The sequence below is a fragment of the Undibacterium sp. RTI2.2 genome (assembly GCF_035018705.1).
Lineage (GTDB): Bacteria > Pseudomonadota > Gammaproteobacteria > Burkholderiales > Burkholderiaceae_D > Undibacterium.
In genome coordinates this window covers 15,609-27,864 of record NZ_JASJXN010000039.1, presented here as the reverse complement: position 1 = coordinate 27,864, position 12,256 = coordinate 15,609, and the positions used below count along the sequence as shown (strand labels likewise).

The 12,256-nt window shown below is 48.6% G+C and carries 12 protein-coding genes; 11 read left to right on the top strand and 1 reads right to left on the bottom strand.

Going from position 1 to position 12,256, the window contains the following annotated elements; all coding sequences use genetic code 11:
• Positions 1–322 precede the first annotated feature (322 nt).
• The 10 genes from QN395_RS17315 (at position 323) to QN395_RS17270 (ending at position 10,445) form a co-directional block, all read left to right on the top strand.
• Complete coding sequence (locus tag QN395_RS17315; protein WP_323492530.1) at positions 323–2,593, top strand: TonB-dependent receptor; 2,271 nt, start codon at positions 323–325, stop codon at positions 2,591–2,593.
• Positions 2,594–2,651: 58 nt separating this feature from the next.
• Positions 2,652–4,448, top strand: a complete 1,797-nt coding sequence (locus tag QN395_RS17310; RefSeq protein ID WP_323492529.1) for a tannase/feruloyl esterase family alpha/beta hydrolase — start codon at positions 2,652–2,654, stop codon at positions 4,446–4,448.
• Between the two features lie 58 nt (positions 4,449–4,506).
• Positions 4,507–5,403 (top strand): DUF1932 domain-containing protein, encoded by an 897-nt coding sequence (locus QN395_RS17305; RefSeq protein WP_323492528.1) that lies wholly within the window; start codon positions 4,507–4,509, stop codon positions 5,401–5,403.
• Entirely contained in the window at positions 5,400–5,648 is a 249-nt protein-coding gene (locus tag QN395_RS17300) for a hypothetical protein (RefSeq protein ID WP_323492527.1), read from the top strand. Before QN395_RS17305 ends, QN395_RS17300 begins: the two co-directional genes overlap by 4 nt.
• 30 nt (positions 5,649–5,678) lie before the next feature.
• Positions 5,679–5,879 (top strand): hypothetical protein, encoded by a 201-nt coding sequence (locus QN395_RS17295; RefSeq protein ID WP_323492526.1) that lies wholly within the window; start codon positions 5,679–5,681, stop codon positions 5,877–5,879.
• Positions 5,880–5,911: 32 nt separating this feature from the next.
• Complete coding sequence (locus QN395_RS17290; RefSeq protein ID WP_323492525.1) at positions 5,912–6,193, top strand: hypothetical protein; 282 nt, start codon at positions 5,912–5,914, stop codon at positions 6,191–6,193.
• Between the two features lie 12 nt (positions 6,194–6,205).
• A complete protein-coding gene (locus QN395_RS17285; protein ID WP_323492524.1) occupies positions 6,206–7,252 on the top strand; it encodes an amidohydrolase in 1,047 nt (348 codons plus the stop codon).
• A gap of 679 nt (positions 7,253–7,931) precedes the next feature.
• Entirely contained in the window at positions 7,932–8,477 is a 546-nt protein-coding gene (locus QN395_RS17280) for a hypothetical protein (protein ID WP_323492523.1), read from the top strand.
• Between the two features lie 163 nt (positions 8,478–8,640).
• Positions 8,641–9,048, top strand: coding sequence for a hypothetical protein (locus QN395_RS17275; protein WP_323492522.1), 408 nt, complete (start codon positions 8,641–8,643; stop codon positions 9,046–9,048).
• A gap of 794 nt (positions 9,049–9,842) precedes the next feature.
• Positions 9,843–10,445, top strand: a complete 603-nt coding sequence (locus QN395_RS17270; protein ID WP_322121796.1) for a replication initiation protein — start codon at positions 9,843–9,845, stop codon at positions 10,443–10,445.
• Between the two features lie 109 nt (positions 10,446–10,554).
• Here QN395_RS17270 and QN395_RS17265 read toward each other — a convergent pair whose 3' ends face one another.
• A complete protein-coding gene (locus tag QN395_RS17265; protein WP_322121795.1) occupies positions 10,555–10,965 on the bottom strand; it encodes a carboxymuconolactone decarboxylase family protein in 411 nt (136 codons plus the stop codon).
• 86 nt (positions 10,966–11,051) lie between these two features.
• Between QN395_RS17265 and QN395_RS17260 the strand changes: the two genes are divergently transcribed.
• Complete coding sequence (locus QN395_RS17260; RefSeq protein WP_322121794.1) at positions 11,052–11,960, top strand: LysR family transcriptional regulator; 909 nt, start codon at positions 11,052–11,054, stop codon at positions 11,958–11,960.
• The last annotated feature ends 296 nt before the right edge of the window (positions 11,961–12,256 follow it).

The following is a 12,256-nucleotide window of genomic DNA, read 5'->3' as shown; positions in this document are numbered from 1 at the left end:
CACGCGTCACCCTTCTTTTTCTTTTATTTCACTCCTGTCACCTACAAAAAAACATCTGCGTTAATTTGCATTTTTGATGTATTACAAAATCGATAAATTCCGATTGGTAATAACCAAATTAGATGGGCTGGAAGTTTTTTTGCGGAATCAGTTTTTGCGCGGGTGTCAGATAATCTATATACCGAGTTTAGGAACTCAGGTGCAATTTACCAAGGCGTCAACCTAAGTAGTTGGGTAATACCAGACCTTCAGTAATCGGACGTTGGGTGGAAATTGCCGAAGTATGACGTCTTTAACTTAAAAAACTAAAATGGAGAAAATTATGAAAATGATTAACCAAAGTCGAGGTCCGGCATTTCGTATGAAACCGGTGGCTCTGGCTATCGGTATGTTGCAGATTTGCGCTCCTTACGCCTACGCCGATGTTGAATCGGCAGATACCAAAGCTGTCGCAGCTCAAGCCACTGATGTGCAGGTCAAATCAGCCAGTCAGACGAACTCCGGGATTCAGGAGGTGTTCGTCACAGCCCGTAAATTCGGAGAACCCCTTTCAAAAACACCGTTGGCGATTACGGCGGTTACTGGCGATGATCTGCGCTCCAGTGGGATAACCAATGTTTCGGAGATTGGTGATTTGGTTCCCAATGTAGTGATGGGACGAGATCCTTTTGGCGTGAATATCGCTATCCGTGGCGTGACCACCACCGATCAAACTTCAAAAGGAACGCAAGGAATAGGATTCAATGTGGATGGTGTTCCAATTGGACGCCCACTAGCGCAGGGCCTGAGTTTCTTCGATATCGAACGACTTGAAGTTTTGAGTGGTCCGCAGGGTACTTTGTATGGAACCAGCACCACCGGTGGTGCGATCAATGTTATTACCAACAAACCGGCCAAGGACTTCGCAGCTTCGGTCAATACAGAATTTGGTAACTATAATACAAAACGTTCGGATGCGATGGTTAACGTGCCAATTTCAAATGAACTGGCGGTACGGATCGCTGTGAACGCTGACGACCGGGACGGTTATTTGCAACCAAGTTTGGGCGCTAATCCGGGCGGCCCGGCACGAAATGATCAGCACGATAGAGCGGGCCGTCTAAGTGCTCTCTATACCTTTTCTAACGGCACGACGCTGCTGTTGGCAACGACTTTCGGAAATCAAAGCGGTGTCGGCTACGGTACGGTGCCAAGTTACGGTCAGATTGCCAACGGCTCCCCATCGCAGCAAAAGCAGGTTTACGGCAATCCGTTTGGCGGGGATGTCAACGACAAATTCAATAGTTATAACGGCGAATTCAACACCTTACTTGGCCAGTTGAAAATGACGGTGATTGCATCGAACAGTAAATTTCACGCTCGCGAATTAACTTCAGCTACATTTGATCCGTCGACCAATGCCGATCGGTCATCAGGTGAACCACAGTACGCCTGGCGGAATTATCGAGGCGATTTCGATGAAAGCACTGTCGAGATGCGCTTTACGAATGCCAACAAATCGGCATTCCAGTGGGTGGTTGGGGCAAATTATCACAATGAAAAAATCAATGAGAGTGACCATAATCTGAATGCGGTTGTGAGCAACCCGACTTTTGCCAACAGCACCAATGGAATCGATCCTCTTAATACAACGACGCACAAGTCCAGCGGCATTTTCGGTCAGGGCACCTACAATTTTACGGACAAGTTTTCTGTTGTAGCCGGCCTGCGGGAATCCAATGATTCGTTAACTAGGGTAGGCACTTTTTCTGCCGGTCCTACATCTGGTTGTGCAAATCCGTTTGCCGATTGTATCGGCGGCCCAAACAATGGATCTGAAAGTGCGACCAAGCTTACCTATAGACTGGGTCTGAATTATCAGTTCAATCCTCGTGAATTGCTGTATGCCGCCGTTGCGACCGGTTATAAGCCAGGAGGTTTTAATGACTTCGACCCAGCAACCCACGGGGTTGGGCCATACGTTTCCGAGGAACTGACTGCGTATGAGATAGGCTATAAAGGCCGTTTGAGCAATAACTTTCAATTCAATTCGAACCTGTTTTATTATGACTATGCCAAAGATCAGATCAGTGGTTTGACTAATGTCCAAGGCAATTTTGTGATCTATACCCGCGCCGTTGCAGCTACTATTTCCGGCTGGGAAAACTCCTTGAAATATAAAATTTCTGATGCGGATCAGATCAGTGCGTCATTGTCCTTGCTTCATTCCAAGTATGGACAATTTAAGGCAGGCCTGTTTGAGAATGTTAGTTTTACCGGAAAGAGTCTGGACAAAACCCCAGCCGCAACAGCAACTTTGGGTTACACCCATACAACAGAGGCGGCAAATGGTGCGATCAAGATGTATCTAGGTACAAAATATTCCAGCAGTTATGTTGTGAGTGATTTGGTGGGCGGTGTGCAATACAACCAGAAAGCATTCAGTCGAAGCAATGCCAACATTACCTATCTGGATAACAACGGTAAATACAGTGCACAGCTGTTTGTAACCAATATTGAGAACAAACTGCAACTAACTGCAGCGGGTTCTAACAATAATTTTACGGTGAATGAGCCACGCTTTATGGGAGTCCGATTTGGTTTGAATTACTAATGAGCTGTCTCAGGGGTCACGTGGCCCCTGGAGATTACGTCAAAAAAAGGATACAGCTATGTTTTTATTCAACGCGATTCTCGCGGTTCCACAGATCGCAAGAGAGACTGCTGTTGCCATGTTGTTGACAGGCCTGACGGTTCAAACCTGCGCGCAAGCCACTTCTGCGACACCGAACCCAAAAACGTATAAGCAAGAAGGGCTCGCAGATCTCCCTGCTTTGAAAGCATCCATAGCTTGTGAGAATCTCAGGAGTGCTGACCTGAGTGCTGCTGTTGGCGCGAAAACTGAAGTGCTCAGTGCAACTGTCGGCACTCAGGATGGCGTAGCTTACTGCAAGGTCCGCACTTTGATCGCACCCAATATTAACAGCGAATTCCGTCTGCCGGTGCATGGTTGGAACCAGCGCTATCTTCAGACCGGCTGTGGCGGTTTGTGTGGCGTGCTTGATATTCATCTTGATCATGCCAAAGGTTGCGTGCCTGCCGATACGCATGGACTGGCGCTGGGATCGACTGATATGGGCCATGCCAGCCGCAATGTGGGAGAAGGCGAGTTTGGCAATGATCCGCAGGCGCGTATCGATTTCGCCTATCGCGGTGTGCATCTGACGGCCGTGCTGGGCAAGCAGCTGGTTCAGCAATATTATGCGGCTCCCGCCAGATACAATTATTTCAGCGGTTGTTCGGATGGCGGTCGTGAAGCCCTGGCTGAAGCGCAGCGTTATCCTAACGATTTCAACGGCATAGCCGCTGGCGCGCCGGCTATGAATTTTCAGATTCAAAACAGCTTTTATCACGGCTGGCAAGCCACCAGTAATACGGACGCCAATGGCAAAACTGTGCTCACCGCAGATAAGCTGCCGATTTTGCACAAGGCAGTTCTGGCAGCGTGCGATGCACTGGATGGTCAGAAGGATGGACTCATCAACGATCCACGCCAGTGCAAATTTGACCCCGCAACAATCCAATGCCCGGAAGGTCGCACTGATACATCGCAATGTCTGACTACAGCCCAGGTAAGCACGGTACGCAAACTGTATGCAGGCCCACAGGATGCGCAGGGCAGACATCTGACCATCGGTGGTCCGCAATATGGTTCCGAACTATCATGGGAGGGCGTGTTTGTGACTAAAAGCGCTGATCAGCCTGTGCCGAGTACCTTCATGGCACTGGGTTCGATAAAAAACCTGATATTCGAACAGAATCCGGCGGCCGACTACAGTCTGAAAGATTTCCATTTCGATGCCATTCAATTCGATCAGGTGCGCGCCATGCATGCTCTGTATGACGCAACCAATCCGGATCTGACCAGGTTTGCTGCTGCGGGTGGCAAACTGATCCTTTGGCACGGCTGGTCCGACCCGCATATTTCTCCGATCAATACCATCGCTTATTACACTGCGGTGACGCAATTAATGGGTACAGACAGGACTGCAGCATTCGCCAAACTGTTTCTGTTCCCCGGCATGTATCACTGCGGTATGGGCGACGGTCCGAGCGAATTTGATCTGCTCACACCGCTGATGCGCTGGACTGAATCAAATCACGCACCAACTTCCCTAGTTGCCCATACGATGTCGGCGCCACCATTCAAAATGGATGGCCATCCTCCGGCGGGTATGCCGCCCATGCCTGATTTTATGAAAAATAAAGTGGCTGACAAAACCCGTATCATTTTTGCCTACCCTGATCATGCAGTCTACAAAGGTTCCGGCAATCCGGTTGACCCGGCCAGTTATACAAAACAGGTGAGCAGTGAGCCGACTTCCTATGACTGGTATGGCGCTGAGTTCATGCAGCCCGGACTCCAGAAACAATGTTCTGCTGCCGAAGGAAAACTGGTTTGCCAGTGATCTGATTCGTCATTGCTGGAAAAATTGGGTTCAGTTGCTTGCCTGAGGAAAGTTGAAAATGAAAATCGGTGTGGTGGGTTATGGCGAGGTGGGAAAAATCTTTGCCGTCGGCTTGAAGCAGACGGCAGAGTCTGTCTGCTGTTGGGATATCCGGTTTGAATCGGTAACTGATTCAGAACTGCAGCTTATGCATGCCGGCCAACATCAGGTAAAGGTCTGTGCTTCGGTGGCAGAGCTTTGTGCGCAATCCGACCTGATTATCTCGGTAGTTACGGCCTCCAATGCCCTGGCTGTGGCTGAGGAGACAGCGCGACATCTGCGTCCGGGAAGTGGTTTCCTGGATTGCAATTCAGCGTCGCCGCAAACAAAACAGCAATCAGGAAAGTTGATTGAGGCCGCTGACGGATATTTTGTTGAAGCCGGCGTGATGACGTCGGTACCACTTTATGGTCTGAAGGTACCCATGTTGTTGGGAGGTGCGCGCGCCGGCGAGTTAGCACGGACCTTGAGCGACATGGGCATGCATTGCAGCGCAGTGTCCAACGAAGTTGGCGTAGCGTCTGCCATCAAAATGTGTCGAAGCGTGATGATTAAGGGTTTGGAAGCATTGGTGATAGAAAGTTTCACCACTGCGCGCAGTTACGGCGTGGAGCAGCAGATGATTGCAACATTGTATGAAACATTCCCGTCGATTGATTGGGAAAAACAGGCGTCATATTTTTATAGTCGGGTTGCGCAGCATGGAAAGCGCCGTGCCGAAGAAATGCGCGAAGTGGCCAACACCATCAGTGAAGCCGGCTTCGACCCGTTGATGGCAAGCGCCATCGCTGAAAAAGATGACTGGATGGCGCAACACACAAAAGCCGGTCTGTTTGATGGCATCACCAAAGAGGCAGATTGGCAGGAGTTTGCTGATCGTCTGACTTCTCTCTTGCCCCGAAAGGCAAAACAATGAATGCTACTGCCGATCCTGATTTGAAACAGTGTGTTGTTGCCGGAATTGGCGCTGGGTTGACTGGCGGTGTCACGATATGGGCCTATGAAGCACTTGTCTGGGTTCATGTACAACATTTGATGCTGCTGTCTGACATTCCGCGCAACGCTGTCGGTCTTGTGTTTGGCAGGGTCGTCCAGCACGATCTCGGTGTTGTTGCCTTTTTTCTTGGCACGTTAATCCATTTTTTCTTTGCCATATTCTGAGGAGTGCTGTTTGCGCTGATCTGGCCAGCCTTGCGCCTACCGGGCATTGAGGCAAGTCTGGCAGCGGTGTTTTACGCGCTGCTGGCGTGGATCATCATGCATGTGGCGATTACCCTCATTTCAGATGCCCATCCTGACTACACAGACCCGGTGGTGATCATCGGTGGATTTGTTTCCCATTTGTTTTTTGCGCTGCCGATGGCTCTGACTGTAAAAGCCAAACTTATGTAGAACAAGACGGCATCATCAAAACAAAGTGTGAGATGAAGGATGCAATCACAGCTGTTTCCGCTAGCGCATTCATTTTTTCGCTGGCTTGCGGGTTGAGTTTTGCCGATGCAGATACGCCATCAACACCATCGCTGCAGCTGGAAAAACTGGTCAATGCCAATCTTGCTGAACTGGTTTCTACCTACAAAGTAATTCATGCTCATCCCGAACTGTCACATCACGAAGAACAACCCTCAGGGTTGTTCTCCACTGAACTTCGCAAAGCCGGTTACGCCGTAACAGAACATGTCGGAAAATATCCGGACGGAAGCTAAGCATATGGTGTAGTGGCCGTTCTGGAAAATGGTCCGAGCCCCAGAGTAATGTTACGCACTGATCTGGACGCATTGCCCATCATTGAGGAAGCAGGCATCAGCTACGCTAGTAAAATCAAGAGTAAAAATCCGGCAGGCCAGGAGGTGGGTGTGATGCATGCCTGCGGCCATGATATACATGTCACGACGCTGATAGGGGCCGCACGCGCGCTGGCATCTAATCGTCAAAATTGGCCCGGAACGCTTTTGTTGATAGGGCAACCGTCAGAAGAAACCGGTGATGGCGCCAAAGCCATGTTGACCGACCGACTTTATGAACGATTCCGGCAGTCAGACCTTGCGGTCATGTTGCATGAAACGAATATGCTTGCGGCGGGAACTGTTTCCGTTACCAGCGGCTACGCCATGGCTGGGGTGAATTCGGTCGATGTCACTTTACGCGGCACAGGTGGTCACGGTGCGCAGCCACAGAGCACAAAAGACCCCTTCGTCATGTCCGGTGAATTTATTATGCAAATCCAGACTATCGTCAGCCGTCAGCTAAAACCGGGAGAGCCGGCAGTCGTTACGATAGGCGACATACACGGAGGCACTAAACGCAATATCATTCCTGACGAAGTAAAAATGGAATTAACGGTGCGTGCTTATAGCGGACAAACCATGCAAACCATCACCGATGCCATCCGCCGCGCAGCACAAAGCGTTGCCCTTTCTGCGGGAGTTCCGGAAGATCGCCAACCTGTCGTCGCTATAAATAAAGAGGATGCGACTCCCGCCATCTATAACGATCCTGATTTGAATGCACGCGTTAAATTATCTCTGGCTGTCGCTTTAGGCGAAAAAATGTTTTCGATGATGAACCTGTGTTGGCGAGCGATGAATTCAGCTATTTTTCCCTGCCAGACCATCAAATTCCAACTGTATTATTCCGGTTGGGTGCAATGGATCCTTTTAAATTTTCCGACGCTAAAAAAACAGGAACAATGTTACCCGACGTGCACAATAGCCATTTCGAGCCAGCGCCGGAACAGACATTACGTACTGGAATTATTGCAATGACCTCAGTGGCTATGACTTTACTGCAATCGAAGAAATAAATTTCGGATTTTGGCTGGCAATGGCTTTGCTTTAATGTTGGTCACCAAAAAAAGTCATGCAAAACTGACCAGGCGTGTTATTACCCTAATGAAGGGCATGGTTTTAAAAAAATGAGAAAATCAGAATGATTCCATTCGGAAGACAGCGTAATGGTTTGATCAATACTTTAAAGGTAAGCAATTGGTAACGCCAATAGAAAAATGATTTTTGCAGATTGCAATTATCATATCAGTACACAATAAAGACCTAAGTTGGATTAAAAAACCAGCTCACGCGTTAAATATGAATGGCCGCAATGTAAAATGTCCACGGGCAACTATGGGCACCAAGTTGTCCGTGATGCGACATCGGCGAATGACCGCAATCAGTCTGGATTTGCCTGTCGAACTTGCCGCCGAGGGGCGTAAGTTGACAGTCGCGATAAATTTTTATTTTGTTAATTTGGTTTGGTAGAATGCAAAGAAATACCTGTGAGGATTTTCGTGGAATGTTGATACTGGATAAGAAACGATATTTAAACCAAACAATCAAGTTGAGAGCCATTTCAGAGAAATTTGCATCGCCATGTTATGCAGACTAGTGGCGATGGTATGTAGCAAACCTGTCTGCCCATAACAAATTAGGCCTCATGGAATCAGCAATGCTCGCCGGCTTCTTGGTGCATCCAGTCGCAATTTCTGTCCTGCTCGCCATCGTGTTTGGCGGCATATTCATTTACAGCGCTGCATTCGCTCCAGCAGCACTATCCAAACTTCGCCTTCTTCTGGGTCTCGGCGGAGTAGTGTTAGCCACTCTAGTTGCACTAGCATTATCGGCCTACGCGTCGCCGGAAGAAGCCCAGCGCTTCGGAGTTGTCGAAGCAAATCGGTGGCCAACCATATGGCGAGAGTTCGTAACGCTAGCAGTGCCATTTTCGTACGTAGGCCTCATTGGCGCTTCCGTCGTTGGCATTCCATTGGCTTTATACATGTCTAGCAAAGGCTGGGCAACCATTCCACTTTTTGTCGCCGCATCGCTCCCTATATCGCTAGCGTTTGTAGTCGCTCTTCTCTTGCTTGTAGGGGCTGCGCAGCCGCGCCTGCGTGAAGCCGCGCTACTAATTGCGTTTCACGCTTGGTTGTCGTTCGGCTTTGCATTTTCGGCGCGGCTACCGTGGCGTTGGAGCGCGGGAGCGCATGCGGCCTAACTCAAACATTAAAACAGCGAATTATTGATCCGTGACCGGCCGCAAACAGTCTATTGTTATACATCAAATACCTGCACTGCTTAAATCGGGCGTAAGCATCATTAATGTATCTAATATGGATTACGTGCTTGGAAACAAATTGCACGCACATTGGGGGTTTTGAATGAGATTTTTTATCGTCATATTTTTATTAGCAGCTGCATTAACGGACTGTGATGCATGGGGAAAATATACCGACGAGAATGGATTCAAGTTTTTCGATGCCCACCTACAAACACAGTTTATCAATGCTCTCAAAAAGGAAGGTATACCGTTCAGGCTAAGAGAGGACGGGACCGTCTTATATAGTCCAAAAGATGATGCTAGAGTGAGCAAAGCCCGTGCTTCAATGCTTGACGAGTCCTTTGTTCCTTCAGTTCATTATGAAGATCAGAACTTTGAAAAGCGCTTTATAGAGAAGCTCAATTCTGAGGAAATTAAGTTCGGGATAGAACTCCGCGAAGGAAAGCGTTGGATTACGTGGTCTAAGCAGGATGACCAACGCGTAGAAAAGATTTTTAAATCTCAATGATGGCAAGACCAGCTGCCTCCTGATTTTGCTTTGTCACACGCAGAACTAGTATTTTCGCTTACAAAATTTTATGTTTGACTGCCTGCTTTCAGTCTGCTGTTGTCCTCCAGGCGCGATGGCCATTTTGAACTAGAATCGGTGGTTACTTTTTTGAAAATTTGCACCACGGTCACCAATCGTGAGATTTAACATTACAGCCGATAGTGACGCCGTGATATTGTTTAATTTTCATGCGTGCTGCATCTCGCGGCGCGCATTACGTTTGCGTTAAAGGTTTATCGTGGGCTACGTCACACTATTAATTTCGCTTGGATTGTCCGGGATTGCTTGGCGGCGAATATTTAGGAATCAAGATCATTGGTGGTTGAAGTTGACTTACTTCGTAATAGCTTGCATTCCCATAGCTGGGCCGATATTCTATTTTATGATTGATCCACCTGATAACTCGCCGCCCGCTGTAGATATGGAAATTTTTTGGAAAAGTATTAGAGCTGATGGTGGTGGAAAAGTGTGGCCTTCGTTTCGTCCGCTGGTGAGGTCACTGACTCACTGGCTTAATTATTTCAAGTGAAGATATCCATATATGTTTGGGACGGCAACGTCTTTAACTGGTCATTCAAAACTGACACGCCTGCGTGCCGGATAACTCGGCGGTAGAAATACGCACAACAAGTTAGTTGTCCAAAAGGGGCCTTAGTAAATGCGCCGTACTCTAATGAATCTTGTCTTAATTTTCTCACTTATTTCAGCAAATGCTGGAGCAGTGGAAAGCATTTGCTTTGGCACGGTAAGCAATGGAAGGCTCGAAAGTGGCGTCCAGTTGCCAGATAAAGGAAAAAAACTTCACGGCATACAGTTCGTTTGGCATCGCACTTGGCAGAAACCATGTTCACTCCAAGGTTTCAGAGATAGTTTTAACTGCTTATCGCTCCTTGGAACGAACGGCAACTGGTAAAGTTTTCGTATACGGCGAAACGGGGTGGGCGAAAGGCGGTCGAATTAGGCCTCATAAGACCCATAGGAATGGTTTGTCAGTCGATTTTTTTGTGCCAGTTGTCAATGATGCCGGTCATTCAGTAACATTACCCACAAACGTAACTAATAAGTTCGGTTACAACATCGACTTTGATACCGACGGGAAATTCGAAACTTATAGCATCGATTTTGAAACCATCGCAGAGCACCTTTACCAACTTGACATTGCAGCCAAAGCACTTGGAGCTGGACTCGCTCTTGTGATTATTGATCCCCCATACATCGAAAAGCTAATTGCAACAAAGCATGGAGACTACATAAAATCCCATATCAATTTTATGAAGGGTAATGCTTGGGTACGCCACGATGAACACTATCACGTGGATTTTTTGGTGTCTTGTAAGTCTATTAGCCTTCAATAATTTCCACTTCACTGGCTGCTTTCAGTCTGAATTTGACTGTTGCACCAGACTAATAGCTGAGATCTGGCAAACATGGCAATGGCGGCAAGAACGGCGCAGTAGATGCTGGTCATATCACCTGCGCCCGTGCGATATGGCTCTGCGGTTCGTCATTCTGCGCAAAGACTTCCTTGGCTGCGAATAGACCGTTTAGTGCGGCAGGAAAGCCAGCGTAGACAGCCATTTGCATGATGACCTCAACGATTTCCTGCTCGGAGCAGCCAACGTTGCGAGCGCCGTGGATATGCACTTTGAGCTGAGGCGCAGCGTTGCCTAGCGCGGTGAGCGCCGCCACCACGGCGAGTTCCCTCGTCTTGAGATCGAGACCAGGCCTCGAATAGATGTCGCCAAAGGGAAACTCAATCAGTAGCCGAGCAAAGTCAGGAGCGATGTCGCGCAGACTTTCAATGACATTTTCACCAGCCTGACCATCAACCTCCTTTAGCTTTGCCCAGCCCCGCAGATAGCGTTCGTTGTTCATCTCAGTTCCTTTACGTTAAATTGTGGGCACACTTTATATCTCGTTTTGCAATGCATCCAATACCATTTTTGTGATACCTTTTCGGTATGAATGAATCTATTGACCTGCGACAGCTTCGCTATTTCCTAGCATTGAGTGAAGAACTCAATTTCGGACGTGCAGCGCTGCGATTGCACATCTCGCAACCACCGTTGAGCAGGCAGATCCGCCAGTTGGAAGATCAACTTGGCGTGGAATTATTCCTGCGGATCAAGTCAGGGGTAGCACTGACAGAAGCCGGTGCGGCATTCCTGCCCGAAGTAAGAAAAACATTGCTGCAAGCGGAAAAAGCGATTGCTGTGGCCAGAGCGGCACGAGGTGCCGAGGATGGGCAGTTTGTCGTAGGCTACACGACCGTGTTCGACCGCAGCGCGATCCCCGACGTATTCGACCGCCTTCGCCAACGCTTCCCAAACTGGCGCGTCGTTACGAAGGGCAAGCATTCGATCAGTCTCGTCCGGGACATTAAGAACGGGATCATGGACGCGGCCTTCATCGGCTTGCATACCGATCCCCAGGGTTTGACGGTAGAAACAATCCTTGAGGAGCCCCTAGTCGTCGCCTTGCCCGCCAACCATCGACTCGCCCAGAAACGCCGGCTCGGCTTCGATGACCTGCGCGGCGAACCGATGTTTTGGTTCGAGCGCCGCTTAAATCCGGGCTTCTACGACCACTGTCAGGCGTTTTTCGAACAGATCGACTTCAAGCCTAACATTATCTCGGAACCACAAGACCATCACATCCTGCTGGGATTGATTGCGGAGGGTCAAGGCATCGCCCTTATATCGGCGTCTTTGCAGAAAGTAAAACGGCAGGGCGTCGCTTTCAGGGCGCTGAAGGAACGCTCCAGTAGGTTATCGATGGGTATTGCTGTCACCTATTCGGAGCGCAATCCTTCACCTGTTCTGCGCCCGTTCCTTGATCTCGTAAAGGCTAAAATATTGGACCGTTCTTAAACGTCTGGTTCCCAACGACTGAGTGACCGCAATCAGTCTATTCCAGCCTCTTGGAGTTTCGAGGATTTGCGTATGAAAGGTTGCTTCCAGATATTGGCAGCAGTCTTCGCCGAATCAGGTATTAAAAAATACCAGTACGCTGACTTTTGCAAAAAAGTGGGGAAGTTACCGAGCAGTTTCACATCCAAAAAAATGCGCCGCACGTAAATTCTACATGCATCGATAAAATTGCAGCTTCACGTTGACGCCCTTCGAAGTTGAATCTTCCCTGCCTTAAAACTATTGATGCTATAAGT

Excerpts from the sequence above, each read along its gene's own strand:
- QN395_RS17315 (WP_323492530.1), top strand. The coding sequence starts at position 323 with ATGAAAATGATTAACCAAAGTCGAGGTCCGGCATTTCGTATGAAACCG.
- QN395_RS17310 (WP_323492529.1), top strand. The coding sequence starts at position 2,652 with ATGTTTTTATTCAACGCGATTCTCGCGGTTCCACAGATCGCAAGAGAG.
- QN395_RS17305 (WP_323492528.1), top strand. The coding sequence starts at position 4,507 with ATGAAAATCGGTGTGGTGGGTTATGGCGAGGTGGGAAAAATCTTTGCC.
- QN395_RS17300 (WP_323492527.1), top strand. The coding sequence starts at position 5,400 with ATGAATGCTACTGCCGATCCTGATTTGAAACAGTGTGTTGTTGCCGGA.
- QN395_RS17290 (WP_323492525.1), top strand. The coding sequence starts at position 5,912 with ATGAAGGATGCAATCACAGCTGTTTCCGCTAGCGCATTCATTTTTTCG.
- QN395_RS17280 (WP_323492523.1), top strand. The coding sequence starts at position 7,932 with ATGCTCGCCGGCTTCTTGGTGCATCCAGTCGCAATTTCTGTCCTGCTC.
- QN395_RS17275 (WP_323492522.1), top strand. The coding sequence starts at position 8,641 with ATGAGATTTTTTATCGTCATATTTTTATTAGCAGCTGCATTAACGGAC.
- QN395_RS17270 (WP_322121796.1), top strand. The coding sequence starts at position 9,843 with ATGGAAGGCTCGAAAGTGGCGTCCAGTTGCCAGATAAAGGAAAAAAAC.
- QN395_RS17265 (WP_322121795.1), bottom strand. The coding sequence starts at position 10,965 with ATGAACAACGAACGCTATCTGCGGGGCTGGGCAAAGCTAAAGGAGGTT.
- QN395_RS17260 (WP_322121794.1), top strand. The coding sequence starts at position 11,052 with ATGAATGAATCTATTGACCTGCGACAGCTTCGCTATTTCCTAGCATTG.